The sequence below is a fragment of the Acinetobacter sp. ANC 4636 genome, assembly GCF_054454555.1.
The window spans coordinates 74878-101112 of the sequence record NZ_JBTKVD010000011.1 but is presented as its reverse complement, the minus strand read 5'-3'; the positions used below and the strand labels follow the sequence as shown (position 1 = coordinate 101112).

Below are 26235 nucleotides of genomic sequence, written 5' to 3'. Positions count from 1 at the left end.
TAAATAGCTCAAATCCTAGATCAATTTGCTGTAATTCTCTAGCACCAGCAACAAAAAATCATGAATATTTGTCGGGAAAAATCAGGCATGTTCATTTTGTTATTTATTTTGATCGGCAGCGATCAAGATATTTTGCCATTGCTTGATTTTGACCTGTTTGCGAATTGCAGCCAAACTTTCATAAACAGCAGATTCAACCAATTGCTCAAGCTGTGCATTATTGAGATCCACCTCACTAATTTTGTCTGCAATCTGCTGATATGGAGTATTGGATGTCGGGCTTTGAGGTTGTGCCCAAGGTTCAATCAGCCCTTGGGTAATATTTTCACCCAAGCGTTTGCCTATACTTTGAATCTGTTCTTCTAAACGGCTGCCAATAATCGGAAATAAACGTAATAACTGGTGCAGTTCTGGTGTATCAATCACAGCTTTTTCAACAACTTGACCAACATGCTGCGCTAAATCTTGTTGTTGGCGTTGCAGTTCTGTTGCAATATTTTCTCGTAACAGGTCAGCCGCCGTTTTTGCAAACATTTCGCGGTGGCGGTCAACCAGCTCATGAATAATTTTCTTATGTGTGGAACTGGTATCAAGTTCATAGCGAATACCGTCAATGACCGTAATCACAACCCGATCTGACAATTCTTCCATAACCACTTGATAATAAAATTTTGCAGTTTTACGCCATGCCTCAGGAATAATCTCATAACCCAATTCATGCAAACGATAGGCAATAATCGCTACGCGAAACAAACGCAAAAAACGTAACAGGGGAATAATGGCAAGAACTTCATACCAGTGAATAAATGGAAAGAAAAACCAGCGTTGATGATGGCGTTGTGTAATTGCCAGAGCCCAGCGTATTGTGAATTCAAACACAAGAAAGCAGATAAACCAGCCTTCTGTTTTATTTACCCAAGGATGTAATGCACTTTTATAAAAATTCAGTAGATGAGTAATATGCAAATGTTCAGTGAACCAATTCGCAAAGTTACTCATCAGGATGGCATTTGTACCAAGGCAAAATAAATTAAAGACTATAATAAACATCATGAAAATGTCATAACCCAAATAGATTTTCCACTGTAAGGAGTTATGGTCAATCGCTTGGAAGTTCGGAGCTTTTCTTGAATTTTGCATGATGCCTTGTCTTTATTTAAACGGAATACTTGGCTTTAATGTCGCTAATTAACTGATCTTTTTCTTTCCAGATTTGTGCTAGCCACTGGTGGTATTTGGCGCGATATTCGCGATCATCTTCATAGCTGCCCGCTAAAACCCATGCTGGAATGTCAATTTTACGTAAATGTATGGCAATACGAGGTACTTCACCAAGCCAGAACTCACTATAATCTGGAATACCATCAGGATAGACAATGGTCATATCCACCAAGGCATCCACCTGATTTCCCAAAATATTTAGCGCTAATGCCAGACCACCAGCTTTAGGCTTGAGTAAATGTTGATAAGGTGATTTTTGCTGAGCATGTTTTTCAGGCGTAAAACGTGTACCTTCGACATAATTCAGCAATGTGAATGGTTGACTGAGCAGTTGTTCACAAGATTTGCGCGCTTCTAAAATGTCACGATGTTTTAGCTCTGGGTTTTTAGCAATCTCGGATTTGCTATGACGCTTCATCATAGGGAAACCCAAAATTTTAAATGCCTGCCCCACAAAAGGAATAAAGATGAGTTCCCATTTGGTAAAAAAACGCGTCAATGGCATACGGGTTAAACCGAAATACTGATTAACCGTGGTATCGACCCAGCTTTGATGATTACAGAGCATCAGATAACGCCCTTGCAAGTTCAGGTCGAGATCCTCATCGATATGAATATCCCACTGAGTATTTGGCAAAACATGATCAATCAGCCAATTGTTTACACTTAACCAGCTATTGGTAATCTGAATATTGGTCTCATCCACCTTGCGTGATTGTTTAAACAGTTTGGTGAGTCCCAAGGCTAAAACAGGAGGGCCATGTAAAAATGTGCTCCCTGTAATGACAGAACCAACAGTCATGCCGCGTGTAATTTTTTTGAATAAACTTTGTTTGGCTCGATGAGATGTCATAAAAATTCCTAGCCTAAATCTCGCATAGTAAAGATAACGATCGACCTAGAGAGAGTCAAAATAAATCTTTCAAATTGTATCTAGTCTGTAGAAAATAAGGAGAGCTTATGCTTGAACTGGTACAAATACTAATTTTTTGTTAAAAAAACCCTCGTTTTTTAACAAAAAATTAGTATCTTACGAAAGTATATTCTTTCATAATTTTTTACATGTAAATAAACACAACAAGGAGGCATGCGATGCGTGCATTGGTTATTTCTACAGTCATCGGGGCTTTGGCATTGTCAGGTTGTCAAAGTATGAACACTGGTACGAATTCTGGTGCTACAGGTAGTAGCGGTGGCTTCCGTGATTATCAAAAAACTGCGATTGGTGCAGGTTTAGGTGCACTTGCAGGTTACGGCTTATCACGAGCTGGCGCGAATTCAAGTGCACAAAATAACCGTGCTGCTGCGATTGGTGCCGTTCTTGGTGCTGCTGGTGGTTTGTATCTTGATAAAAAAGAGCAAAAACTTCGCCAGCAAATGGCAGGTACAGGGGTTGAAGTGAACCGTAATCCAGACGGTTCAGTTGGTTTGGTGATGCCGGGTAACATCACTTTTGATACCAATTCTTATAATATCAAACCAAACTTCTATTCAACTCTAAATAAAGTTTCACAAACTTTGACTGAAGATAACAAGAGTGCGATTTTAGTCACAGGTTATACTGACAACACAGGTAATGATTCAATTAACATTCCATTGTCTAAAAACCGTGCGAATGCTGTCGCTCAATATTTGATTAGTCAGGGTGTTCCATCAAGCCGTGTGAATTCAGAAGGGCATGGTGCATCTAACCCGATCGCATCAAATAGTACAGCGAGTGGTCGTGAACAAAACCGCCGTGTTGAAATCAGTATTTATGAAGCAAAATAACTCAATATTTTGCACGTAGTTTAAAAAACCACCTTAGGGTGGTTTTTTTTATTCGTTGGTTTATTCATATAGTGTTGTATCAGGAATAATTAACGGTTTGCCTTGCAGCAGCTCGGAAATCGCCTGAGCATTCAGGTCAAGAGTCAAGTTTAATTGTTCATGATCAATCTGATAAAACTCAATAAGTCTTTGATCGCCAGATAATGTTTCAACTTTATATTCATCGGCGATATTGAGTATGCCTTCCAAATTGATACTTGTTGCGGCAAGATCATTCTGAAACAAGTGCTGCAATTGATCAAAAGGGATTTTGAGCTGGGTGTTTGGATGAATAGGTAGGTGACTTTCAATAAAACGCACCAGTAATTGCGCAAAAAAGAAGTAATTCGGTTTATGCGAGATGTCTAAGCTCATTGTTGAATCCTTATATTTGATTTAATTGATATTTCTATGTGTTTTTTATTTTTATAGCATAGTTTTCCAAATTTGTGTTGTAACCGTAAGCGTTCTCATACAATTTTTGTGGAAGATGTCTAGGGTCTGTTTTTAGAATGTTGCGTCATGATAAATTTTTTATAAATGTTGCATGGTGCGTTAAGATTGGAAATCTGTTGGATGATGATTTTCTTCAAGGTAAGTGTATAAAAATCATTTAAAGAATTTGTTGTAAGGTTGTAATAAATTAAAGCGTAGATCATGACTTTATAATAGAGAATTATTCTTGTTTTCTATGAAATTTAGTAAAAATTTTGGAGTATTTTGCTAGAGAAAAAAGCCAATTTTTTGTAAAAAATGGCATGAAAAATACAATAATTGAAAAAAAAGTGACTTTTTAAAAAGATAATAGTATTAATCGATAAGTATGGATTACCACAGTTTTAGTCGTCTTTTTGCGTAAAAACCACACAGAGTATTATGCCAAAGGCTAGAGATAACAAGAGAGATTAGCCTAGCAACGTAAATCATAAATCAGGTACAATTGAAGTGTTTAATTTTGTGTTTGGTGTATTTTTAGGCCAATACATACATCCTTTTTGTTAAAATTAGGCCTGCCAGGAGTTATCCCCGCATGAGTGCCATTACTCCATACGATTGGGCAACGATTGCCTTCGTGATCGGCGTTACATTCCTTTGCGTCTTTATGCTTACAGTTCCGTTACTCCTAGGAGGTAAGTCATGGGGTCGTTCAAAACAAGAGCAGTTTGAGTCAGGTATTGTTGGTGCTGGTGGTGCCCGCATTCGCCTGTCTGCAAAATTTTATCTTGTCGCTATCTTCTTTGTCATTTTTGATATCGAAGCACTTTATCTTTATGCATGGTCTGGTGCTGTGCGTGAAGTAGGCTGGTTGGGTTTTTCAACTGCAACCGTCTTTATTATCGATTTGTTGATTGGTCTTGTTTATGCGCTTTCTGTAGGTGCGTTGAACTGGTCGCCATTTGACCGTCGTAAAGCGGCAGGCATATTACCAAAAATTGGCTCTCCAAATATGGATATCGCAGAGATCACGCGTTTTAATTCAATTGATGAGTTGGTTAAAGACCCTACGGGTCATGTTCCGGCTCAATCTCGAGTCAAAAAGACCACAGCAACTTCTGACAAGGAGTAATACGGGATGAAATATACCTTAACCCGTGCCAATCCACAGGCTGACCAGTATCCCCTTCAAGAGCGTCAAATTGTCACAGATCCTCTTCAGGAAGAAGTCAATAAAAACGTATTTATGACTCGTTTGGAAGATGTGATGCACAATGTGGTCAACTGGGGGCGTAAAAACTCTGTTTGGCCATTTAACTTTGGTACATCTTGCTGCTACGTCGAGTATGCGACTACCTTAACAGGTGTGCATGACTTGTCACGTTTCGGTGCCGAAGTTATTCGTGCTTCACCACGTCAGGCTGACTTGATGATTGTGGCTGGGACTTGCTTTGTAAAAATGGCGCCTGTTATTCAACGTTTGTATGAACAAATGCTTGAACCTAAATGGGTGATTTCTATGGGTGCCTGTGCCAACTCTGGCGGTATGTACGATATTTATTCGGTTGTACAAGGTGTCGATAAAATCATTCCTGTAGATGTTTATATTCCAGGTTGCCCACCACGTCCAGAGGCATTAATCCAAGCATTAATGCTCTTGCAAGACCAAATTCAGCTAGAGCGCCGTCCATTATCTGCGGTGATTGGTGATGATCTTAAGCCTGTGTATAAGCCAAAGATGATGCCAGAACGTGACCGTAAAAATGCAGAACGTATTGCAGTGAAAAACTTACGCTCTATGGATGAGATTAAATAATTTTAACGATGGACTGTTCATCACCCACTTATGGGTGATTTGTCGTTAGGGTTAAAAAGAATTTGTATTAAAAAGGAAGCCAAGCCAATGGCTGAAACTGAAATTGCTATGCCAGAAGAATCGACTCAAATTGATTCGCGCCCAGCATTTGCAATTGTAGAAGAGCTGAAAACCAAATTCGGTGAAAACTTCTACGTGCAACCGACTTGTGAAGATTTTCCAACGGTCTGGGTTGAGCGTGCACGTGTGCAAGAAGTCTTAATGTTCTTGCGTACCGTGTCACGCCCATACGTGATGCTTTTTGACCTGTCTGCTGTTGATGAACGTTTGCGTCAACATCGTGAAGGGTTGCCAGCATCAGATTTCACAGTGTTCTATCATTTGCTATCGCTAGAGCGTAATGCCGATATTCGTGTAAAAGTCGCTTTAAACGAGAGTGATCTGAATATTCCAACCGCAACCAACATTTGGCCAAATGCTAACTGGTACGAACGTGAAGTTTATGACATGTTCGGTGTCAAGTTTGACGGTCATCCAATGTTGCGTCGTATCTTGTTGCCAACCTATTGGGAAGGGCATCCGCTACGTAAAGAATATTCTGCACGTGCAACGGAATATACGCCTTATATGCAAAACAAGGCGAAACAAGATTTCGAACAAGAACACTTGCGTTTTGTTCCCGAAGATTGGGGACTGAAGCGTGGTAACAAGGACGAGGACTTTATGTTCTTGAACTTGGGTCCTAACCATCCATCTGCGCATGGTGCATTCCGTGTGATCTTGCAGCTCGATGGCGAAGAAGTGAAAGACTGTGTTCCTGATATCGGTTATCACCACCGTGGTGTGGAAAAGATGGCTGAACGTCAAACATGGCACTCATTTATTCCTTACACTGACCGTGTAGACTACTTGGGTGGTTGTGCGCAAAACATGCCTTATGTTATGGGTGTGGAGCAGCTTGCAGGCATTAAAGTGCCTGATCGCGCACAATGTATCCGTGTAATGATGTCGGAATTATTCCGTATCAATAACCACTTGCTCTACATTGGTACAGCGATTCAGGATACGGGTGGTATGACACCAGTATTCTATATGTTTGCTGACCGTCAAAAAATTTATGATGCGATTGAAGCCATTACTGGTTTCCGTATGCATCCAGCTTGGTTCCGTATCGGCGGTACTGCACACGACCTTCCAAATAACTGGCAACATCTGATTCGTGAAATTCTGGACTGGATGCCTAAGCGTTTGGATGAATACCATAAAGCAGCGTTAAAGAACTCTGTGTTTATTGGTCGTACCCGTAATGTTGCTCAGTACGATGCGAAATCTGCATTGGCTTGGGGTGTGACCGGTACAGGTCTGCGTGCGACAGGGATTGACTTTGACGTTCGTAAATACCGCCCATATAGCGGCTATGAAAATTACGACTTTGAAGTGCCTGTTGAATACGAAGGTGATGCTTATGCACGTGTGATGGTTCACTTCCATGAAATTCGTGAATCATTGAAAATCGTGAAGCAATGTTTAGACAACATGCCATCTGGTCCATACAAAGCGGATCATCCACTGGCTGTTCCACCACCGAAAGACAAGACATTACAAGACATTGAAACCTTGATTACGCACTTCTTGAGCGTTTCTTGGGGTCCTGTCATGCCAGCTGGTGAGGCATCTGTAATGGCAGAAGTGGTGAAAGGTGCAAGTAACTATTACTTGACCTCTGACAAGGCAACCATGAGTTATCGTACGCGTATTCGTACACCAACATTTACTCACCTACAGCAAATTCCTTCGGTGATTAATGGCAGTTTGGTGTCTGACTTGATCATTTACTTGGCAACCATTGACGTGGTTATGGCTGATGTGGATCGCTAAGGGGTAACGCATTATGATGATTTTGACTGATAAAAAGCCACGTGTGAATGTTGAAGGGATTTTGACTGCGGACGAAATCCATGAGATTGAACATCACATTGATCATTATCCATACCCACGTGCAGCATCACTTGATGCTTTGAAGTGTGTACAACGCCGTAATGGTTGGGTAGATGATGCACAATTAAATGCGATTGCGCAGCTCCTCACGATCAGTGTTGCCGATTTAGAAGGTGTAGCAACATTCTATAACCGTATCTATCGCCAACCTGTAGGTCGCCACGTCATTTTACTCTGTGATTCAATCGCATGTTTCTTGATGGGCGCTGAAACCTTGGCTGAAGCATTTCAGCGTGAATTAGGTATTCAGTTTGGACAAACAACGGCAGATAACCGTTTCACTTTATTGCCGATTTGCTGTTTGGGCAACTGTGATAAAGGTCCAACCTTGATGATTGATGAAGATACTCATGGATTGGTTGAAGTGACTTCAATCAAACAGTTATTGGAGAAGTATGTATGAATACTGAACCAAAACCAATTTATGGCGACGGTAACCCAGAAACGCATCCACTGACTTGGCGCTTAAGCAAACAAGAACATGTGCGTAATGCGGATGATTACGAAGCGCTAGAAGGTTATGCGGGCTTTAAAAAAGCGATTACCATGCCACCGAAAGATGTGCTGGAAGTCATTAAAGCTGCAACCGTAAAAGGGCGTGGTGGTGCAGGTTTCCCAGCAGGGATTAAATGGTCATTGATGGCACCAAATGATGGTGGTCCTCGTTACCTAATCTGTAATGCCGATGAGATGGAACCAGGTACGTTTAAAGACCGTCTGTTGATGGAAAGACTTCCTCATCAGTTGATCGAAGGTATGCTGATTGCAGCATATACCTTAGAAGCGACCCAAGGTTATATCTTTATTCGCGGCGAATACATCGAAGCTGCGCAGTACCTGAATGAAGCCTTAGAACAAGTTCGTGCTAAAGGTTATTTGGGTGACAACATTCTAGATACAGGTTGGAATTTCGAACTGTATGTGCACACTGGTGCAGGACGTTATATCTGTGGTGAAGAAACTGCATTGATTAACTCTTTAGAAGGTCGCCGTGCTAACCCACGTACCAAACCACCATTCCCACAAGTTGCAGGCGCTTGGGGTCGTCCAACGATTGTTAACAACGTTGAGACCTACAATAACTTGCCAGCAATTCTGCTACGTGGTCCAGAATGGTATATCGGTTTGTCAGCAGGTAAATCGAAAGATCCTGGTACGAAAATCTACGGTGCATCGGGTAAAGTCAAGTTCCCTGGTCTTTGGGAGTTGCCATTTGGTACAACCGCACGAGAAGTGATCGAAGATCATGCTGGCGGTATGCGTGATGGTCTTAAACTCAAGGCATGGTTGCCAGGCGGCGCGTCTACAGACTTCTTGGCTGCTGAACACATTGATCTTCCAATGGATGCTGAAAGCATCATGAAAGCAGGTTCACGTTTAGGAACTTGTTTGCTCATGGTCGTAGATGAAACGCAATGTATGGTTTCAGCAACACGTAACCTAGAAGAGTTCTTTGCACGTGAATCATGTGGCTGGTGTACACCTTGCCGTGATGGCTTACCTTGGGCAGTGAAAGCGCTTAAAGCACTTGAAAACGGTGAAGGGAAGATGGAAGACATTCAACATCTTCAGGAACTGACCCGTAAGTTGTGGATTGGCAAAACTTTCTGTGCTCACGCACCTGGTGCGATGGAGCCATTAATGGGCGCACTCAAACATTTCCGTAGCGAGTTTGAAGCAAAAGTGACAGATCGTCCTGTAGCTCAAACTAGCAACGTAGCACAAGCTTAAGGAATTCGACTATGGCTACAATTCATGTCGATGGAAAACAGTACGAAGTTAATGGGTCAGAGAACTTGCTGCAAGCATGCTTGTCTCTGGGAATTGATATCCCATATTTTTGCTGGCACCCATCCTTAGGTTCTGTTGGTTCTTGCCGTCAATGTGCTGTCACTCAGTATGCAAACCCTGAGGACACACGCGGACGTCTTGTGATGTCTTGTATGACGCCTGCTTCCGACAATACCTATATTTCAATCGAAGACAAAGAAGCGGTAAGTTTCCGTGAGTCCGTGGTTGAATTCTTGATGACAAACCACCCACATGACTGTCCAGTCTGTGAAGAAGGTGGTCATTGTCATTTACAAGATATGACAGTGATGACAGGTCATGACCGTCGTCGTTACCGTTTCACCAAGCGTACACACCACAACCAAGAACTGGGTTCATTTATTGCACATGAAATGAACCGTTGTATCGCGTGTTATCGTTGTGTTCGTTACTATAAAGACTACGCAGGTGGTACGGACTTTGGCGTATATGCCAATGCATCACGTGTGTACTTCGGTCGTCCAGAATCAGGTGTTTTAGAGTCTGAGTTCTCTGGTAACTTGACTGAAGTGTGTCCAACAGGTGTATTTACCGATAAAACTCACTCAGAGCGTTATAACCGTAAGTGGGACATGCAGTATGCGCCAAGCGTATGCCAAGGTTGTTCTTCAGGCTGTAACATTTCTCCAGGCGAGCGTTATGGTGAATTACGTCGTATAGAAAACCGTTTCAATGGTGACGTAAACCAATACTTCTTGTGTGACAAAGGTCGTTTCGGTACAGGTTATGTTAACCGTGCAGATCGTCCACGTCAGCCACAATTGCGCAACCAAGCTGAAGTGACAACTGTTTCAGTTGATCAGGCACTTGATGCTGTGATTGCTAAATTACAAGGCAAAAAAGTCTTGGGTATCGGTTCTCCACGTGCGAGCCTTGAATCTAACTATGCGCTACGTGAATTGGTGGGTTCAGACAATTATTCAACAGGGATGACGCAAAAAGAGCAGTCATTGGTTGAACTTGCTGCATCAATCATGCAAACCGAAGGTATCTATAACCCAACTTTACGTGAAGTTGAAAGTTATGATGCGGTACTCATTTTGGGTGAAGATCTAACTCAAACTGCACCACGTATGGCATTGTCTGTTCGCCAAGCTGCGAAAAACAAAGCTAAACAAATGGCAGCAGATCGTCGTACACCAGACTGGTTAGCTGAACCTGTTGCACGTATTGGTCAAGATGAAAAATCTCCGATTTATATCTTGGCAGCGACACAAACGCGTTTAGCTGATGTAGCGACAGGTGAAGTGGTTGCTTCTCCAAATGACATCGCACGTTTAGGCTTTGCAGTTGCAGCAGCAGTCAAAGGTGAAAATGTTCTGGGTCTAGATGATGATACCAAAGCATTTGCACAAACGATTGCAGATACGTTGAAAGCTGCGAAAAAACCATTGGTGATTGCAGGTACAAGCCTACAAGATCCAGCGATTATGGAAGCAGCGGCTCAGTTGACTCAAAACTTGGGTGCAACAGCAGGTTTAACTTTGGTTGTTCCTGAAGTGAACTCAATGGGTCTGGCACTGTTTGGTGGTTTAAGCCTAGAGCAAGCTTTTGCACAAGACTATGACACTGTTGTTGTGGTTGAGAATGATCTTTTCCGTCGTTTGCCTGCAACTCAAGTTCAAGCTGCGTTTGCTAAAGCACAAGATGTGATTGTGCTTGATCACAGCGAAACTGAAACTGTGAAAGCAGCCAACATTGTATTGTCAGCAGCAAGCTTTGCTGAAGGCGATGGTACAGTGGTTAGCCAAGAAGGTCGTGCGCAACGCTTCTATCAAGTTTATGATCCAAGCTACTACAAACCAGAATACGCGATTAAAGAATCATGGCGCTGGTTGCATGCGATTGAAACGGGTCTACGCGGTAAAGCGATTGACTGGACATTACTCGATGACGTGATTGAATCTGTCGTGAAAAATGTACCAGTACTTGAAGCAATTCAAGATGTTGCTCCAGATGCAGGCTATCGTGTTCATGGTTTGAAAATTGCGCGTGAACCACGCCGTTATTCAGGTCGTACAGCATTACGTGCGCAAATCTCTGTGCATGAACCAAAACAACCTGTTGATGTTGACTCAGCATTAACTTTCTCAATGGAAGGTTATGTAGGGTCACAAAAAGCGGCATCGTTGGTACCATTTGCATGGGCACCAGGTTGGAACTCTCCACAATCTTGGAACAAATACCAAGATGAAGTGGGTGGTCACTTGAAAGGTGGTGACGCAGGTATTCGTCTATTTGATCGCTTACCAAAACGTCCAGCACGTAGCTATGTTGCTCCTTCTGCGGTTCTGACCAACCCAGATAGCTTCCGTTTGGTTCCAATGCATCATATTTTTGCTTCAGGTGAATTTACCATCAAAACACCTGCAATGCAGTCACGCATTCCAGAAGCAGTTTTTGCTGTTGGTGAACAAGATGCATCTCGTTTAAATCTTCAAGATGGTCAAAAAATTACCGTAAAAGCAGGGGAAACCAGCATTAGCTTACCTGTGCAAGTGATTGAATACTTGCCAACTGGCTATATTGGTTATCCGATTGGTTTAGCGCCAACAGTTTCTTTGGCTGAACCTGTTGCTGTGTCGGTAGGAGTGTAATCATGCACGAAAATTTACGCGCTCTACCTGTATGGGCAACAGATTGGCCAATCGCCTATATGGTTGTGCAAGCAATTCTGATTTTATTGGTCGTTGTAATTTTTGCAGCGCTGATGTCTTTTGTTGAACGTCGTCTTTTAGGTTTGTGGCAAGACCGCTATGGTCCAAACCGTGTAGGTCCATTTGGTTCACTACAAATTGTTGCCGACATGCTGAAAATCATGTTCAAAGAAGACTGGACACCAAAGTTTGCAGATAAATTAACATTCCGTTTAGCGCCTGCTGTTGCGATGGCAACGGCTGTGCTGTCTTACATGGTGATTCCTGTAAGCCCGTTTATGGGTGTAGCAGATATGAGCATCGGGCTATTGTTCTTTATGGCAATGGCAGGTATTGCAGTCTATGCAGTATTGTTCGGTGGTTGGTCTTCTAACAACAAATATGCCTTACTCGGTGCGCTACGTTCTTCTGCACAGACCATTTCTTATGAAGTGTTCTTGGGTATTTCCCTAATGGGTGTGGTTGCAATTGCAGGTTCCTTCAACATGCGTGAGATTGTTGAATCACAACGCGATATGTGGAACATCATTCCTCAGTTTGTTGGTTTCTTGGTGTTTGTGGTTGCAGGTGTTGCGGTGACTCACCGTCATCCATTTGACCAACCTGAAGCAGAGCAAGAATTGTCAGAAGGTTACCATGTTGAATACGGTGGTATGAAATGGGGGATGTTCTTCGTTGCTGAATACATCAACATCATTCTAATTTCATCATTGATCGTAACGTTATTCTTCGGTGGATGGCTTGCACCATTTAACTTGGATATTCCATTTATTCCAGCAGGTTTCTGGTTCATTATCAAAACTGCTTTCTTTGTCATGATGTTCATCTTGGCACGTGGTGCTTTAATTCGTCCACGTTATGACCAAGTCATGAACTTCGGATGGAAAATCTGCTTGCCATTGGCGTTGGTTAACTTATTGGTAACTGGTGCTGTTATTCTATTGAAGCATGCGGCCTAAGACAGCAGGGAGAACATTATGTTTAAAATTCTAGCTGGTGTAGGGTCTGTCGTTCGCTCGTTGTGGATGGTATTTAGCCATGCAACGCGCAAACGTGACACCATTTTATATCCAGAAGTACCCGCCGAGCAGATCGTACCGCCACGTTATCGTGGTCGTATCGTCCTGACACGTGATCCAGATGGCGAAGAGCGCTGTGTTGCCTGTAACTTGTGTGCGGTTGCTTGCCCTGTAGGTTGTATTTCATTACAGAAAGCAGAAAAAGAAGATGGTCGTTGGTATCCAGAATTTTTCCGTATCAACTTTTCACGTTGTATTTTCTGCGGTATGTGTGAAGAAGCATGCCCAACGACTGCAATTCAGTTAACGCCAGACTTTGAGTTGGCTGAATATGTGCGTCAAGATCTTGTTTATGAAAAAGAAAACTTACTGATTTCTGGCCCAGGTAAATATCCTGATTACAACTTCTATCGTGTAACAGGTATGGCAATTAACGGTAAAGAAAAAGGACAAGCGCAAAAAGAAAGCGCACCTGTCGATGTACGGAGCTTATTACCATGATGTGGCCATTTTATTTAATGGCTCTTGTGGCCATTGTTTCTACAGTTCGTGTTGTAACTAATGCGAACCCTGTACATGCACTTTTAAACCTTATTATTTCTTTACTTGCTGTTGCAGGTATTTTCATGATCGTGGGTGCGCCGTTTGCAGGCGCACTTGAAGTGATTGTGTATGCTGGCGCAATTATGGTTTTGTTCGTTTTCGTGGTGATGATGCTGAACTTGGGGCAACACACGGTCGAGCAAGAGCGTAAATGGTTAACGTCTGATGCTTGGGCTGTACCTGCATTGTTGAGCTTCTTATTGGGTTTGACCTTGGTGTGGATGATCAGCAGTGATTACACACCAGCAGGTGCATTGCTAGGTAAAGCAGTGATTGGACCAAAAGCAGTGGGTCAAGCGTTATTTACCCAATATTTATTGTTGGTTGAAATTGCCGCAATGCTATTGCTCGCAGCACTTGTTGCAGCATTCCATTTAGGTAAACGTGAACCAGGTGAAGAGGAACAAGACTGATGGGTAATATCCCTTTGGAACACGGTTTGATTGTTGCAACCGTTCTTTTTGCACTTGGGTTCTACGGTGTAATGGTGCGTCGCAACTTTCTATTTATATTGATGAGTCTTGAGATCATGATGAACGCTGCTGCATTAGCCTTTGTGCTGGCAGGAAGTGTTTGGGGACAAGCTGACGGTCAGATTATGTTTATCTTAATTTTGACATTGGCAGCTGCCGAGGCTTGTATTGGTTTAGCGATCGTCCTTCAGTTTTATCATCGCTTCCATCATTTGGATGTGGATGCTGCGAGTGAGATGCGCGGATGAGTTATTTATATTTAACAATCTTATTTCCGCTAATCGGCTTTATTTTATTAGCGGCGGGTCGCGATAAACTTTCTGAAAATATTGCTGCGATTATTGGCGTAGGTTCAGTGGGGCTGTCTGCATTATTTGCATTGATTGCGGGGCTAGAGTTTGTCAACAGCGGTTCAACAGCTGTAGTACAACATCTATGGACATGGTTCAGTGTTGGTACATTGGCACCAGAAGTGAGTCTACATCTTGATGGTCTGTCATTGTTAATGACAGGCATGATCACAGGTGTAGGTTTCCTGATTCACATCTTTGCATCATGGTATATGCGTGGTGAAGATGGCTATGCACGTTTCTTCTCTTACTTCAACCTGTTCGTTGCGAGCATGTTGGTTTTGGTTCTTGGTGATAACCTTGCGTTATTGTTCCTTGGCTGGGAAGGTGTAGGTCTTTGCTCATACTTATTGATTGGTTTTTATTATTCAAATCCAGACAATGGTTGGGCTGCGATCAAAGCATTTACCGTTACACGTGTGGGTGACGTTTTCTTATTGGTCGCGTTATTCTTGCTTTATCAACAGTTTGGTACTTTGCATATTGCAACAATTGTGGCAAATGCACACCTTGTTCTTGCAGGAAATCACTCACTAGCTATCTGGACAGCATTGATGTTGTTCTTGGGTGCTGCGGGTAAATCTGCACAGATTCCACTACAAACTTGGTTAGCCGATGCGATGGCAGGTCCAACTCCTGTTTCTGCATTGATCCATGCTGCGACTATGGTTACCGCAGGTGTGTACTTAACTTGTCGTATGCACACTGTGTTTGAAATGGCACCTGAAGTGATGCAGTTTATTTCTGTAACAGGTGCAATTACCTTGCTGGTGGCTGGTTTTGCAGCATTGGTACAAACCGATATCAAACGTATCTTGGCTTACTCAACCATGAGTCAGTTAGGTTATATGTTTATGGCAGTGGGTGCTGAAGCATACCAGGCTGGTCTGTTCCATATGTTGGCGCATGCATTCTTTAAGGCATTATTATTCTTGTCTTCTGGTGCGGTGATCTTGGCATGTCATCACGAACAAAACATTTTCAAAATGGGTGGTCTTTGGAAAAAGATTCCATTCGTATTTGCATGTTTCGTTGTAGGTGGTGGTGCGTTAGCAGCAATTCCATTCCTAACTGTGGGCTTCTTCTCTAAAGATGCGATCTTGGGTGAAGTTTATGCGCACGGCATGTTGGCAAATCTTCCACTTTATAACAGCTTGTACTGGGTCGGTGTTGCAGGTGCATTCTTAACTTCAATTTATACATTCCGCTTAATCTGGGTTGTATTCTTTGGTGAAGAAAAAACTCATGCGCACGAGATCAAGGGTGTTACGTACTGGGCACCACTATCAATTCTATTGGTACTGTCTACAGGTGTAGGCGCATTACTGAAAGCGCCTGTTGAAAAATTACTGACTTCAGCACGTATTCCAGCATTTGAAGTTCCTGAGAATGTTGAAGTACTGGTTAAAGGTGCAGAGCATACTGCTGTCGGCGTTGCCTTGGTAGGTCTAGTGATTGGTGTGGTGCTATTCGCCTTTGCTTATGGTGCGGTTAAAGCTTTTGCTCAAACCTCATTGGGTGCCGGTATTGCTCACATCTGGCGTAATGCGTTCGGTTTCGATGCTTTATATAACCTCGTTTTCGTACAACCTTATTTACTAATCGCGAAGATTTTAGGTCGTGATCCGATTGATAGTTTGTGGCTTGTATTACCAGCTTTAGTGAAAGGTGGTAACAGTTTCACAAGTTCACGTCAAACTGGATCATTGCGTGAATACGCATCAAGTATGTCACTGGGTATTGTGGTGTTACTGATGATCCTGATCGTTGTTCAGGTAGTGGGGAAATAAAATGGAAAACAATTTAATTTTACCCGCGCTGATTCTGATTCCTTTCATTGCAGGTTTTATATGCTGGTTGGTTGATAAACTCGACCAGCACCTTCCACGTTGGATTGCCCTGATCGGGATGGTGATTACCCTAGGCTTAACTGTAATCTTATGGAGCCATGGTAATTATCACTACGAGTTAGGTTCACAAGCGCCAACTTTCGCAGCACAATTTTATCTACCGTGGATTAGTTCACTGGGGATTAGTATTCACCTTGCTGTAGATGGTTTGTCATTACTCATGGTTGGCTTGACCGCACTTTTGGGTATTTTGGCAGTTGGCTGTTCTTGGGGTGAAATTCAGAAGAATGTTGGCTTCTTCCACTTAAACTTACTTTGGAGTTTAGGTGGGGTAATCGGTGTATTCCTTGCGATAGACATGTTCCTGTTCTTCTTCTTCTGGGAGATGATGCTGGTACCAATCTATTTCTTGATTGCACTTTGGGGACATGCGGGTTCGAACGGTCGTTCACGCGTTTACGCTGCAACTAAATTCTTCATCTATACGCAAGTTTCAGGCTTGATCATGCTGATTGGTATTCTTGGACTAGTGGTCTGGGGTTATATCATGACCAATGGTGTGATTAACTTTGACTACAACTTCTTGTTGGCCGTTGCAAATCACTTGCCACCAAGTTTTGCATATGGCTTTATGCTGTGTATGTTTGTAGGTTTTGCAGTAAAACTTCCTGTATTCCCATTACACGGCTGGTTACCAGATGCACATGCTCAAGCGCCTACAGCAGGTTCTGTAGACTTGGCAGGTATCTTGATTAAAACTGCAGCATACGGTTTGCTTCGTTTTGTAATTCCATTCTTCCCAGCAGCGTCAGCACAGTTTGCCGATGTTGCAATCATCTTTGGTTTGATTGGTATTTTCTACGGTGCATGGTGTGCTTATCAACAAACTGACATGAAACGTTTGTTGGCATATAGTTCTATTTCACATATGGGCGTTGTATTACTTGCAATCTATGCAGGCAACATCATCACTTATCAAGGTTTGATGATTATGATGTTGGCACACGGTCTATGTTCTGCTGCATTGTTCATTATGTGTGGTCAGATTTATGAACGTTTGCATACACGTGACATGCGCTTGATGGGTGGTATGCGTGGTCAATTCCGCTATTTACCATTCTTCTTAATGTTCTTTATTTCAGCATTAGTGGGTATTCCTGGTTTAGGTAACTTTATTGGTGAATTCCTGATCATGATGGGTGCATTTGGTAAGTATCCAACATTCACGATCATTGCTGCGATCAGCTTGGTATTTGCTGGTCTTTATGGCTTGATTTTGATTCATCGTTCATTGTTTGGTACTCCAAACGAAGAGCAAAAACAGCATTATGCAAACCCACTAAAAGATTTGTCAGCACGTGAGATTGCGATTCTAATGATCTGTGTGATTGGTCTAGTGTGGCTTGGTATCTACCCACAAACCTTCCTTGATGTGTCTCATTCAAGTATGCAGTGGTTAGCGAATAGCTATATTCCTGTTCATAATGGTGTAGATTTGATGCAACAAGCAGTCAGCCAACTTGATAATGTGGAGATCCAATAAGTCATGAACTTCACAATCCAATTTTCAGATCTTATGCCACTTGCTCCAGTCATGATTGTCTCTTTGACAATCGTGCTGGTCATGATCTTAACGGCGATCAAACGTAATCATAATCTGATTGCAACAGCATCCGTTATTGGTTTGAACTTGGCAGCATTCAATATCATTTTGCAAATGATGAATGGGCAGTTCAGACCTGCCAATGTGATGAACATGTTTATGGTTGATCCATTTACCATGCTTTATCAATTGCTGATTCTGGTTTCTGCCTTGGCATGCTGTACTTTGTCACATGCCTATATTGAAAGCTATAAAGGCAACCGTGAAGAGTTGTACTTGCTGTTATTGTCTTCTGTTGCTGGGGCAATGTTGATGGTGGCAAGCTCTCACTATGCATCATTCTTCATTAGCTTGGAGTTGATGTCAGTTCCTGTATATGGTCTGTTGGCATATACGCATGAACGTGAGAAGTCTTTAGAAGCAGGGATGAAATATCTGGTGTTGTCAGCAACTGCTTCTGCGATGTTGTTGATGGGTATTGCATATATTTATGCGTATACAGGCACATTATCATTCTATACAGGCTTTGCATCGTTGCTGCAAATGGTGAAAATGGGCAACCCAATGGTGATTTTGGGCCTTGGTCTGATCATTTTCGCAATTGCGTTCAAACTATCGTTAGCACCATTCCACAAATGGACGCCAGATGTTTATCAAGGTGCACCAGCGCCATTGGCAACCTTTTTGGCAACTGCTGCGAAAGTTGCAACCATTGGTTTGTTTGTCCGCTATTTACTTGCAGCAGGCGCGTTGATTCCATCAATCAGCCTGATCATCAGTATTATTGCGGTACTCTCAATTATTGTGGGTAACTTGCTTGCAGTACGTCAGGTCAACCTCAAACGTGTTCTTGCGTATTCGTCTATTGCACACTTTGGTTATTTGCTTGTGGCTTTGGTCAGCAAAAACTACTTCAGCCTCGACAGTGTAAATATGTATGTGATTGCTTACGTATTAACAACGATTGGTGCGTTTGGTGTCGTGACTCTAATGTCTAGCCCATACAACAACACCGATGAAGCTGAAAGTGTTGCAGACTATCGTGGTCTGTTTTGGCGTCGTCCTGTTTTGACTGGGACTTTGACAGTGATGTTATTGTCGTTGGCAGGTATTCCGTTGACAGCAGGCTTTATCGGTAAGTTCATGGTGATTAAAGCTGCAGTTGATGCAGGTCACTGGTTCTTGGCTGCCATGATTATTGTGGGTAGTGGTATCGGTTTATACTATTACTTACGTGTTATGGTTGTGATGTACCTTACACCACCAGAAACGCCACGTATTGACGCTGAAAAACATTGGGGTCAAAAAGTGGGTGGAATCATGGTGCTTGGTGCAGCAGCATTGGTATTGTTGATCGGTGTTTATCCAGATCCTGTACTTAAAATTTCTGCAATGTCACAAGTTTTAGCGCCAATTCAACAAATATTGTTCAACCACTAATTTTAGCGGTCTAAAAAAGCCCTCATTGATGAGGGCTTTTTTATTTCTGATCGAAAAGCGATATACTAGGCGCAACTTAAATCTGTCAGGTGTTCTCCCCGTGCCTATTCAAGAAATTCGTCACCCATTGATTCGCCACAAACTAGGCTTGTTGCGTCGTGCCGATATTAGTACTAAAAACTTTCGTGAACTTGCGCAAGAAGTAACCATGTTGCTAACTTATGAAGCAACTAAAGATTTAGCTGTGGTTGATCATGAAATTCAAGGTTGGGCAGGTGAGGTGACTACACAGCGCATCGCAGGTAAGAAAATTACCATTGTTCCAATTTTACGAGCAGGGATCGGGATGCTGGATGGTGTGCTCAATTTGATTCCAAGTGCTAAAGTCAGTGTTTTAGGGCTTGAGCGTGACGAAGAAACTTTACAAGCTCGAACTTACTATAAAAAATTGGTTCCAGATGTAGCCAATCGTATTGCCATGATTATTGATCCGATGTTGGCAACAGGTAGCTCATTAATCGCAGCAATTGATGTGCTCAAACAGAGTGGCTGTAAAGATATTCGGGTAATGGTACTGGTTGCAGCACCAGAAGGTATTGCTAAAGTTGAAGCCTTACACCCTGATGTCCGTATTTTTACCGCATCGATTGATGATGGGCTGAATGAACATGGTTACATTGTTCCAGGTCTTGGTGATGCGGGTGATAAAATTTTCGGTAGTGTACAAAAAGACTAATGTCAATTTAAAAAAATACCTGTTAAATCTCTAAATAACAGGTATTTTTTTATGAGACAAGAATGATGAAGAAAGCAGCGATGTTTTTATTTGTCGTTGTTGTATTGGCTGGTATCGGGATTTATATCACTTACTTAAGACTACAACAGCATGAGCAAATGCGTGGACAATATACGCAACAATTGATTCAAGAACAAAAACAGTTGATTGATGAGCAACGGAAAAAACTAGGGCATGTACCAGATCAATTGCCTGAACAAAAAACACAAGTGAATGTTGCACCAAGTACTGTGAGTCGACCTGCACCAGCACAAAAGCCGATGCCAAGTCCACTGGGATATTTTAAATGTGATGGGCGCCAATACTGCTCACAAATGCATTCGCTTGCAGAAGCGCGTTGGTTTGTTCACAATTGTCCAAATACTAAAATGGATGGCAATGCAGATGGAGAGCCTTGTGAAAAAGACTCTCGTCGAAAAACAGACTCAAATTGGCAATAAAATGAAAATTATTCTTTTTCTTCACAAAAACGCATAAAGGCTTTAAGTCCAGGCCCTTGATATTTCTGGCGATGTACGAGCATATAGAGTGGGCGTTTTAGCTCCCAAAATGGCGTATCTAAAATAACCAGCTGTCCAGAATTGAGCATTGGGAGTAATGCGAGTCTAGAAATACACGAAATACCCAACCCGCCTGAGATAATTTTTAAAATGGCTTCATTATGTCCGAGTGTCAGGCGGATATTGGCATCTGCTAAATGATTTAAAATGGCTGTATCAAAAACCTCGCGTGTACCTGAACCTTCTTCACGCAAAATCCATTCTACATCAGCAAAATCTTGGGGGGTTAAAGGACGGTTTAGCTGTGCTAAGGGATGGCTTGGAGCACAACATACTGCCAGTTCATCATCTCGCCAATGGATACTTTGTAATTGTGGAATATGGCAGGAACCTTCAATCAGTGCTAGATCAAGCTGGAATTGATTGACAGCTTCAATCATCTGGCGAGTATTACCAACCTGTAATTGCAAGTGGGCTTGAGGCTGTAATTGTAGAAAACCTGCCATTAAATCTGGCATTAAATAATCACTAATAGTGAGTGTTGCACCAAGGCGTAAATCAATACTTTGTAATTCACCTTTGGCGACTTGTTCAAATGCTTCACAGCGCCCTAAAATTTCGAGTGCCTGTGGTAGTAAAAAACGCCCAAGGTCATTGAGTTGGAGGCGTTTTCCTAAGCGATCAAATAATGGCGCACCTAATCCATCCTCTAAATCAGCCAATGCCATACTGGCAGCACTTTGAGTTAGCTTGACAGCATCACTGGCTTTGGTCACAGTCCCTTCTTGGGCTACGGCTACAAAAACAGCCAATTGGCGTAAGGTCATGCGCATAGTTGAAGCCTTAAATGAGTAAAAATATCAATATTTGCCTCGCCATGCTAACATGAGCCGACGAATTCTTGCACCTTGAAATCATGACATCTGAGAAATTTACTGTAGAAAAAGTCTTATCTATTCAACGTTGGGCCGATAATTTATTCAGCTTTAGCATGACACGACCAGCTCACTTTAAATTCACCGCAGGGCAGTTTGCACGCATTGGTTTACAGGTCGATGGTGAACTCATTGTGCGGGCATATTCTGTAGTTTCATCGCCTTATGATGAAACCTTGGAGTTTTTTTCGATTGTTGTGCCTGATGGTGCTTTTACTTCACGTCTAAAAGACTTACAGGTGGGTGATGAGCTGTATCTGGAAAAAATTCCCTATGGATTCTTGACTTTGGCACGCTATCAGCAACCGTTACCACATGATTTATGGTTACTGGCAACCGGTACAGGCTTGGCACCATTTTTGTCGATGTTGCAGGATTTTGAGACATGGCAAAATTATCAAAAAATCAATTTGGTTTATAGTGTGCGTACACAGGCAGAACTGGCATACGTCGAGCGTATTCAGGAAATTGCTGCGACCTTCGGCGAAGGGCACACAGGGTTTCAATTTGTTCCGATTATTACGCGTGATTCACAGGCAATATTGCACCAGCGTTTGCCCGTTTTAATTGAAAATGGGCAATTGGAAGCTGTAGTCGGACAGCAATTTAACCCAGAAACGAGTCATATTATGCTCTGTGGTAATCCACAAATGGTTGAAGATACCAAAGAAGCCTTAAAGCAGCGTGGCTTGAGCATGAATCGTCGTGGTGAAGGCAATATTGCTGTAGAGAATTATTGGTAAAAATGAGTCTGGATATGTTTGTCACAGCTTAATGCACAAACATATCCATAAAGGTGCGGATTTCACTAATTGCGGTTTCAACATCGGAACTGAGCCAAGTCGGTTCAAAAAAACCTGCATAATATTCGAGCCGATCTTGTGGCACGACCAAGCGAATAGGGCATTCTTCATCGACTAAACGCCAAGGAATAATGAGAACATCCTGATCGAGAAATGCTTCGATATTACGTAAATCGATCACTATTGCACTGATAAAGTCAGGAAATGGCATGACAGAAAATTCTTCTGTACGGCGACGAAAATATTCCAAATCACCCCACTTGAGCACATAGCTTGGCTTGCTAAACTCAATCACGCCGATCAGATGCTGATCTCGCGTATAATGTAAATAACATTGATGCGTCACATCAGTGTCGAGTTCAAGGGACGTGGATTGCAGGCTATACGACATAATCGTGGTGCATTGAAAAAGTGGCACATAGTATAGCCTATTTTTAGGCTACAGCAGATAAACAATGTATACGTGATGATAATGCTTCTTCACACAACACAACACAAACTTGATGTAGTATAAAAAATAGTCGAATTGACGTGATAGAAAGGAGGAGATGACTATGTTACGCCATCTAAGTCGGTCACTTCATGAGATGTATGTAAAAGAAAATAAACGTCTCGTGCGTTTTATGTTTGCCATGATTGTTTTATTTTATGTAGCAGTTGTGGCTTACATGTTCAGTTACAGCAGCCCAAGTGCCAAAGATGCTTATACAGGGCATCCTCAAGCGACGAAAATTGTGAAAAATTAAGCATATATACTGCTGAAGGAATGGAATTCCTTCGGCAGTTACACATATTCTGCTGCAGCAGCGGCAGATGACCATGCCCACTGAAAATTGTATCCGCCTAAGTGTCCCGTTACATCCAACACTTCGCCTAAAAAGAATAAACCTTTCTGCTTTTTACTTTCCATGGTTTTAGATGAAACCTCATCGGTATCAACCCCACCTAGTGTGACTTCTGCTGTGCGGTAGCCTTCAGTACCCGATGGCTTGACCTGGAAGTTTTGTAGTTGAGTCGCAATATTTTCCAGTTTTTGATCGCTGAATTGACCGATTGCGGTTTCACTGTCTGCTTGCCAAATCAGTTGTTGCAGTTCAGCGATGACGGATTTTGCTGCAAGCTCATTTAGTAACGTGCGTAATAAACTTTTTGGTTGGCTCAGTTTTTTCTGTTTTAGCCATGTACAAAGATCATTGGCTGGGAAAAAATTGATCTGAAAACTTTCACCAACCTGCCAATAGTTAGACAGTTGTAATGAACTTGGACCGCTTAAACCGCGATGAGTAAAGAGTAAAGCTTCGGTAAAAGCCACATCCGCATTGCTTAAAGTTGCTTCTAAAGCATTGCCACTTAAACGACTTGTGACTTCTTTAAATTGATCGGAAAAAGTAAAAGGGACTAGACCTGCACGAGTTGGATAAATTCGATGCCCGAATTGTTGTGCCAGTTTATAGCCAAAATCTGAACCGCCGAGTGTAGGAATAGATAAACCGCCTGTTGCGACCACAACCGATTCAGCCTGATAGCTTTGAGTGGAGGTTTTAACGCTAAACTGATGCTCTGCAAGCACTTGGACTTGGGTAACTTCTGCTGAAGTTTGAATCTCAACCAAATCTGTTTTGCTACATTCGGCAAGCAACATATTTAAAATATCTTTGGCGCCGTTAAGAGTGAACAGTTGCCCATGCTTGCGTTCTTCGTAGGCAATGCCATATTCACAGACCAGACCAATAAAATCCCACTGGTTATAACGTGAAAGTGCCGATTTGACAAAATGTGGGTTATGACAAAGATAATTTTCAGGTTCGACATCCAGATTGGTGAAGTTACATTTTCCTCCACCTGACATCAGGATTTTCTTGCCGACTTTATTGGCTTTTTCCAGTACCAATACCGAGCGTCCGCGTTTGGCTGCACATGCTGCCAACATCAAGCTTGATGCGCCTGCACCTAATACGATGACATCATACTGTAGAGCAGCCATGTGATTCTCCGAATGCTAAAAACCGCGCATTATACTGAAATTTTGGGCATCTCGCCTAACTCTTGTGCGCGTCCTTGTAAACCACCTGTGTGAATGGCGAGAATTCGGGTACCTGACTGAAAAAAGCCTTGTTCAATCAGGTCAAAAATTCCCATGAGCATTTTGCCTGTATACACCTGTTCGAGTGGAATCTGATAAGTCTGTTCAAAGCTTCGAATAAATTGCATCAGTTCAGGTGATGTTTTGGCATAACCACCGCAGCAGTAAGTATCCAAAATTTTCCAGTTGCTTTTGTCGGTAAATTGCTTCACCTCTTGTGTCAGAAATTCACCTTTAAGCGCAGAAAAACCGAATAACTGATGGCGTGAATCACTGGCTTGGATTAAACCCGATAGTGTACCGCCAGTACCAACTGCACAGCAGAACACGTCATAATGATTTAAATCTTCCGAAGTTAGAATTTCCTGACAGCCTTGAATGGCAAGGGCATTGGTTCCCCCTTCAGGGATCAGATAACTGTCGGGAAATTGTGATTGTAACTGCTGTAAAAAGTCTGGTTCATGACGTTGTTGATAAGCTTGCCGTGAAATAAATTCAAGTTGCATCCCCATCTCTCGTGCAGTTTGCAGTGTAGGGTTGAGTGGGCGCTGTGCCAATTCTTCGCCCCGAATGATGCAAATGCTTTGTAGACCAAGCATTTGAGCAGCATATGCCATTGCTGCAATATGATTGGAATATGCACCTCCGAAAGTCAGTACAGCGGTTTTGCCTTGTTGCTGTGCCTGTTGCAGGTTGTATTTAAGTTTATAAAACTTATTGCCTGAAATCTGTGGATGAACCAAATCCAACCGTTTCAGATCGAGCTGAATATCATTGCGTTGTATCAAGGTTTCTACGGGAATTTGAGGCGACTGGGCTTGAATCTGCATTAGCGTGTGCCTGTTCCTTGTGTTGAAGTATCAACCGAGCTAATGACCGACATGCCTGGTCTGAGGCGCGCCAATTCAGGTTGATTTGGGTCAATTGCAATTTTTACCGCAATACGCTGCACCACTTTGGTAAAGTTGCCTGTCGCATTATCAGTTTTTAAAACACTAAACTCAGAGCCTGCAGCAGGAGAGATTTCCTTAACCCGTCCCGTAAATTTTTTGTGATTTAATGCATCGACGGTAAACGAGGCTTTTTGCCCAATCTGCATATTAGCAATCTGAGTTTCCTTAAAGTTGGCAACCACCCAAGTGGTTTGGGGAATGAGATACAGTAATTGTGAGCCTGCCGCAACATATTGCCCTACGCGTGGAGAAACCTCGCCCAGTTGCCCATCCATAGGGGCAGTGATGATGCTGTAATCTTTGGTGGTATTGGCTTGATCGAGTTGTGCCGCTGCATTTTTAACTTGTGCCTGTAAGCCTACGGTAGCAACTTGTGCAGTTTTTAAAGCTTCTTCGGCGACTTTGACGTTAGCTTCGGCTTCATTGAGTAAGGCCAGATTGTTGGCAACATTGGCTCGACTTTGATCCAGATCTGTTTTGGAAACCGCACCTGTATTACCTAAAGCCTGATAACGATGCAGTTGTTGTAAGGAGAGCTGATATTGTGCTTCGATCTGAGCAACTTTAGCTTGCGCTGCTGCAATATCGGCTTGACGTTGGGCAATGGTTTGCTTTTGATTGTTAAAGTTATTTGCAGCCTGCTCGACACTGGATTGGGCTTGTGACACTTTTTGATTATAAGTTGTCGGGTCAATCCGAATCAGCGCTTGTCCTTTTTTGACATGATCGAAGTCACTGACTAAAACATCCTGAATATAGCCATTGATTTGAGAAGATAAAACCGTAGTTTTACCCTTAATATAACTGTTGTCTGTCTGCTGGATTGGGGTATTGAATGGACCAATCTGCCATGCCCACATAATCACACTAATCCCAACCAATAGCACAAAGAACATCAGGATCAAGGTTGATTTTTTGGTTTCAATCAACTTGCTAACCCGAGGCACTGCCTTTAAATGCGGTTGTTGTGGTGCTGTCGATGTGGCTTCCTGTTCAGCTGGGCGATCATCGGTTTTTGGCTGTTCACTCATAGCATTTCTCTAAAATTAAGAGGATTGAGG

26 protein-coding genes are annotated in these 26235 nt (G+C 42.5%); 18 read left to right on the top strand and 8 right to left on the bottom strand.

The genetic code is table 11. The features are described 5' to 3' along the window. Positions 1 to 99 precede the first annotated feature (99 nt). Together ACX1N5_RS12350 and ACX1N5_RS12345 are read right to left on the bottom strand one after the other, a co-directional pair. Positions 100 to 1140: a preprotein translocase subunit SecA gene (locus ACX1N5_RS12350; RefSeq protein WP_458802721.1), complete on the bottom strand. Its 1041-nt coding sequence runs from the start codon at positions 1138 to 1140 to the stop codon at positions 100 to 102. A 16-nt stretch (positions 1141 to 1156) separates the two neighbouring features. Continuing rightward, positions 1157 to 2074 carry an acyltransferase gene (locus ACX1N5_RS12345; protein WP_458802719.1) on the bottom strand — a complete coding sequence of 306 codons (918 nt, stop codon included), beginning with the start codon at positions 2072 to 2074 and terminating at the stop codon, positions 1157 to 1159. Between the two features lie 239 nt (positions 2075 to 2313). On the opposite strand from ACX1N5_RS12345, the gene ACX1N5_RS12340 reads away from it, so the two are divergent. Next, entirely contained in the window at positions 2314 to 2991 is a 678-nt protein-coding gene (locus tag ACX1N5_RS12340; RefSeq protein WP_131382193.1) for an OmpA family protein, read from the top strand. A 60-nt stretch (positions 2992 to 3051) separates the two neighbouring features. On the opposite strand, the gene ACX1N5_RS12335 is transcribed toward ACX1N5_RS12340, so the two are convergent. Further along, on the bottom strand, positions 3052 to 3405 hold the full coding sequence (locus ACX1N5_RS12335; RefSeq protein ID WP_458802717.1) for a hypothetical protein: 354 nt from the start codon (positions 3403 to 3405) through the stop codon (positions 3052 to 3054). A gap of 655 nt (positions 3406 to 4060) precedes the next feature. Here ACX1N5_RS12335 and ndhC point away from each other — a divergent pair. The 15 genes from ndhC to ACX1N5_RS12260 all read left to right on the top strand — a co-directional run bounded on the left by ndhC (position 4061) and on the right by ACX1N5_RS12260 (position 20340). Continuing rightward, positions 4061 to 4597, top strand: coding sequence for an NADH-quinone oxidoreductase subunit A (gene ndhC / locus ACX1N5_RS12330; protein ID WP_004750648.1), 537 nt, complete (start codon positions 4061 to 4063; stop codon positions 4595 to 4597). 6 nt (positions 4598 to 4603) lie between these two features. Further along, positions 4604 to 5281 (top strand): NuoB/complex I 20 kDa subunit family protein, encoded by a 678-nt coding sequence (locus tag ACX1N5_RS12325; RefSeq protein ID WP_004750650.1) that lies wholly within the window; start codon positions 4604 to 4606, stop codon positions 5279 to 5281. Between the two features lie 87 nt (positions 5282 to 5368). Beyond that, positions 5369 to 7159: an NADH-quinone oxidoreductase subunit C/D gene (nuoC, locus tag ACX1N5_RS12320; RefSeq protein WP_004750652.1), complete on the top strand. Its 1791-nt coding sequence runs from the start codon at positions 5369 to 5371 to the stop codon at positions 7157 to 7159. Positions 7160 to 7172: 13 nt separating this feature from the next. Continuing rightward, complete coding sequence (gene nuoE / locus ACX1N5_RS12315) at positions 7173 to 7682, top strand: NADH-quinone oxidoreductase subunit NuoE (RefSeq protein WP_004750654.1); 510 nt, start codon at positions 7173 to 7175, stop codon at positions 7680 to 7682. Continuing rightward, positions 7679 to 9010 (top strand): NADH-quinone oxidoreductase subunit NuoF, encoded by a 1332-nt coding sequence (nuoF, locus tag ACX1N5_RS12310; protein WP_004750657.1) that lies wholly within the window; start codon positions 7679 to 7681, stop codon positions 9008 to 9010. The genes nuoE and nuoF overlap by 4 nt, the downstream gene beginning before the upstream one ends. An 11-nt stretch (positions 9011 to 9021) precedes the next feature. Then, a complete protein-coding gene (gene nuoG / locus ACX1N5_RS12305) occupies positions 9022 to 11706 on the top strand; it encodes an NADH-quinone oxidoreductase subunit NuoG (protein WP_131382190.1) in 2685 nt (894 codons plus the stop codon). A 2-nt stretch (positions 11707 to 11708) separates the two neighbouring features. Then, positions 11709 to 12725: an NADH-quinone oxidoreductase subunit NuoH gene (gene nuoH / locus ACX1N5_RS12300; RefSeq protein ID WP_116728698.1), complete on the top strand. Its 1017-nt coding sequence runs from the start codon at positions 11709 to 11711 to the stop codon at positions 12723 to 12725. Positions 12726 to 12743: 18 nt separating this feature from the next. Next, on the top strand, positions 12744 to 13286 hold the full coding sequence (gene nuoI, locus ACX1N5_RS12295; protein WP_004750662.1) for an NADH-quinone oxidoreductase subunit NuoI: 543 nt from the start codon (positions 12744 to 12746) through the stop codon (positions 13284 to 13286). Then, on the top strand, positions 13286 to 13801 hold the full coding sequence (gene nuoJ, locus ACX1N5_RS12290; RefSeq protein ID WP_171458185.1) for an NADH-quinone oxidoreductase subunit J: 516 nt from the start codon (positions 13286 to 13288) through the stop codon (positions 13799 to 13801). The genes nuoI and nuoJ overlap by 1 nt, the downstream gene beginning before the upstream one ends. Then, complete coding sequence (nuoK, locus tag ACX1N5_RS12285) at positions 13801 to 14109, top strand: NADH-quinone oxidoreductase subunit NuoK (protein ID WP_004750668.1); 309 nt, start codon at positions 13801 to 13803, stop codon at positions 14107 to 14109. The genes nuoJ and nuoK overlap by 1 nt, the downstream gene beginning before the upstream one ends. Beyond that, positions 14106 to 16001, top strand: a complete 1896-nt coding sequence (gene nuoL / locus ACX1N5_RS12280; protein WP_458802712.1) for an NADH-quinone oxidoreductase subunit L — start codon at positions 14106 to 14108, stop codon at positions 15999 to 16001. Before nuoK ends, nuoL begins: the two co-directional genes overlap by 4 nt. A 1-nt stretch (position 16002) precedes the next feature. After that, positions 16003 to 17604 carry an NADH-quinone oxidoreductase subunit M gene (gene nuoM / locus ACX1N5_RS12275; RefSeq protein ID WP_131382187.1) on the top strand — a complete coding sequence of 534 codons (1602 nt, stop codon included), beginning with the start codon at positions 16003 to 16005 and terminating at the stop codon, positions 17602 to 17604. A 3-nt stretch (positions 17605 to 17607) separates the two neighbouring features. Continuing rightward, positions 17608 to 19104, top strand: a complete 1497-nt coding sequence (gene nuoN, locus ACX1N5_RS12270) for an NADH-quinone oxidoreductase subunit NuoN (RefSeq protein WP_458802710.1) — start codon at positions 17608 to 17610, stop codon at positions 19102 to 19104. Between the two features lie 100 nt (positions 19105 to 19204). After that, entirely contained in the window at positions 19205 to 19840 is a 636-nt protein-coding gene (upp, locus tag ACX1N5_RS12265; protein WP_131382185.1) for a uracil phosphoribosyltransferase, read from the top strand. Between the two features lie 65 nt (positions 19841 to 19905). Continuing rightward, positions 19906 to 20340: an excalibur calcium-binding domain-containing protein gene (locus tag ACX1N5_RS12260; protein ID WP_458802743.1), complete on the top strand. Its 435-nt coding sequence runs from the start codon at positions 19906 to 19908 to the stop codon at positions 20338 to 20340. A gap of 8 nt (positions 20341 to 20348) precedes the next feature. Here ACX1N5_RS12260 and gigC read toward each other — a convergent pair whose 3' ends face one another. Beyond that, positions 20349 to 21233 carry a LysR family transcriptional regulator GigC gene (gene gigC / locus ACX1N5_RS12255; RefSeq protein ID WP_458802707.1) on the bottom strand — a complete coding sequence of 295 codons (885 nt, stop codon included), beginning with the start codon at positions 21231 to 21233 and terminating at the stop codon, positions 20349 to 20351. A gap of 83 nt (positions 21234 to 21316) precedes the next feature. On the opposite strand from gigC, the gene ACX1N5_RS12250 reads away from it, so the two are divergent. After that, positions 21317 to 22078, top strand: a complete 762-nt coding sequence (locus ACX1N5_RS12250) for a ferredoxin--NADP reductase (protein WP_458802705.1) — start codon at positions 21317 to 21319, stop codon at positions 22076 to 22078. 28 nt (positions 22079 to 22106) lie between these two features. Here the strand turns inward: ACX1N5_RS12250 and ACX1N5_RS12245 are convergent, their stop codons facing one another. Further along, on the bottom strand, positions 22107 to 22529 hold the full coding sequence (locus ACX1N5_RS12245) for a hypothetical protein (RefSeq protein WP_004750683.1): 423 nt from the start codon (positions 22527 to 22529) through the stop codon (positions 22107 to 22109). Between the two features lie 157 nt (positions 22530 to 22686). Here ACX1N5_RS12245 and ACX1N5_RS12240 point away from each other — a divergent pair, with 157 nt between their 5' ends. Continuing rightward, positions 22687 to 22884, top strand: a complete 198-nt coding sequence (locus ACX1N5_RS12240; RefSeq protein WP_227546856.1) for a hypothetical protein — start codon at positions 22687 to 22689, stop codon at positions 22882 to 22884. 38 nt (positions 22885 to 22922) lie between these two features. Here the strand turns inward: ACX1N5_RS12240 and ACX1N5_RS12235 are convergent, their stop codons facing one another. Genes ACX1N5_RS12235 through ACX1N5_RS12225 form a run of 3 tightly spaced genes read right to left on the bottom strand, consistent with a single transcriptional unit; the run spans position 22923 to position 26205 of the window. Further along, entirely contained in the window at positions 22923 to 24122 is a 1200-nt protein-coding gene (locus tag ACX1N5_RS12235; RefSeq protein WP_458802703.1) for a BaiN/RdsA family NAD(P)/FAD-dependent oxidoreductase, read from the bottom strand. A 29-nt stretch (positions 24123 to 24151) separates the two neighbouring features. Then, on the bottom strand, positions 24152 to 25051 hold the full coding sequence (locus tag ACX1N5_RS12230) for a 1-aminocyclopropane-1-carboxylate deaminase/D-cysteine desulfhydrase (RefSeq protein ID WP_458802701.1): 900 nt from the start codon (positions 25049 to 25051) through the stop codon (positions 24152 to 24154). Further along, positions 25051 to 26205, bottom strand: coding sequence for an HlyD family secretion protein (locus ACX1N5_RS12225; protein WP_458802699.1), 1155 nt, complete (start codon positions 26203 to 26205; stop codon positions 25051 to 25053). Before ACX1N5_RS12225 ends, ACX1N5_RS12230 begins: the two co-directional genes overlap by 1 nt. Positions 26206 to 26235 lie beyond the last annotated feature (30 nt).

Excerpts from the sequence above, each read along its gene's own strand:
- nuoH (WP_116728698.1), top strand. The coding sequence starts at position 11,709 with ATGCACGAAAATTTACGCGCTCTACCTGTATGGGCAACAGATTGGCCA.
- ACX1N5_RS12240 (WP_227546856.1), top strand. The coding sequence starts at position 22,687 with ATGACTATGTTACGCCATCTAAGTCGGTCACTTCATGAGATGTATGTA.
- nuoJ (WP_171458185.1), top strand. The coding sequence starts at position 13,286 with ATGTGGCCATTTTATTTAATGGCTCTTGTGGCCATTGTTTCTACAGTT.
- nuoC (WP_004750652.1), top strand. The coding sequence starts at position 5,369 with ATGGCTGAAACTGAAATTGCTATGCCAGAAGAATCGACTCAAATTGAT.
- ACX1N5_RS12325 (WP_004750650.1), top strand. The coding sequence starts at position 4,604 with ATGAAATATACCTTAACCCGTGCCAATCCACAGGCTGACCAGTATCCC.
- nuoI (WP_004750662.1), top strand. The coding sequence starts at position 12,744 with ATGTTTAAAATTCTAGCTGGTGTAGGGTCTGTCGTTCGCTCGTTGTGG.
- gigC (WP_458802707.1), bottom strand. The coding sequence starts at position 21,233 with ATGCGCATGACCTTACGCCAATTGGCTGTTTTTGTAGCCGTAGCCCAA.
- ACX1N5_RS12250 (WP_458802705.1), top strand. The coding sequence starts at position 21,317 with ATGACATCTGAGAAATTTACTGTAGAAAAAGTCTTATCTATTCAACGT.
- nuoG (WP_131382190.1), top strand. The coding sequence starts at position 9,022 with ATGGCTACAATTCATGTCGATGGAAAACAGTACGAAGTTAATGGGTCA.
- ACX1N5_RS12225 (WP_458802699.1), bottom strand. The coding sequence starts at position 26,205 with ATGAGTGAACAGCCAAAAACCGATGATCGCCCAGCTGAACAGGAAGCC.
- ACX1N5_RS12350 (WP_458802721.1), bottom strand. The coding sequence starts at position 1,140 with ATGCAAAATTCAAGAAAAGCTCCGAACTTCCAAGCGATTGACCATAAC.
- nuoF (WP_004750657.1), top strand. The coding sequence starts at position 7,679 with ATGAATACTGAACCAAAACCAATTTATGGCGACGGTAACCCAGAAACG.
- nuoE (WP_004750654.1), top strand. The coding sequence starts at position 7,173 with ATGATGATTTTGACTGATAAAAAGCCACGTGTGAATGTTGAAGGGATT.
- nuoK (WP_004750668.1), top strand. The coding sequence starts at position 13,801 with ATGGGTAATATCCCTTTGGAACACGGTTTGATTGTTGCAACCGTTCTT.
- ndhC (WP_004750648.1), top strand. The coding sequence starts at position 4,061 with ATGAGTGCCATTACTCCATACGATTGGGCAACGATTGCCTTCGTGATC.
- ACX1N5_RS12260 (WP_458802743.1), top strand. The coding sequence starts at position 19,906 with ATGAAGAAAGCAGCGATGTTTTTATTTGTCGTTGTTGTATTGGCTGGT.
- nuoM (WP_131382187.1), top strand. The coding sequence starts at position 16,003 with ATGGAAAACAATTTAATTTTACCCGCGCTGATTCTGATTCCTTTCATT.
- ACX1N5_RS12345 (WP_458802719.1), bottom strand. The coding sequence starts at position 2,074 with ATGACATCTCATCGAGCCAAACAAAGTTTATTCAAAAAAATTACACGC.
- nuoN (WP_458802710.1), top strand. The coding sequence starts at position 17,608 with ATGAACTTCACAATCCAATTTTCAGATCTTATGCCACTTGCTCCAGTC.
- nuoL (WP_458802712.1), top strand. The coding sequence starts at position 14,106 with ATGAGTTATTTATATTTAACAATCTTATTTCCGCTAATCGGCTTTATT.
- ACX1N5_RS12245 (WP_004750683.1), bottom strand. The coding sequence starts at position 22,529 with ATGTCGTATAGCCTGCAATCCACGTCCCTTGAACTCGACACTGATGTG.
- ACX1N5_RS12335 (WP_458802717.1), bottom strand. The coding sequence starts at position 3,405 with ATGAGCTTAGACATCTCGCATAAACCGAATTACTTCTTTTTTGCGCAA.
- ACX1N5_RS12235 (WP_458802703.1), bottom strand. The coding sequence starts at position 24,122 with ATGGCTGCTCTACAGTATGATGTCATCGTATTAGGTGCAGGCGCATCA.
- ACX1N5_RS12340 (WP_131382193.1), top strand. The coding sequence starts at position 2,314 with ATGCGTGCATTGGTTATTTCTACAGTCATCGGGGCTTTGGCATTGTCA.
- ACX1N5_RS12230 (WP_458802701.1), bottom strand. The coding sequence starts at position 25,051 with ATGCAGATTCAAGCCCAGTCGCCTCAAATTCCCGTAGAAACCTTGATA.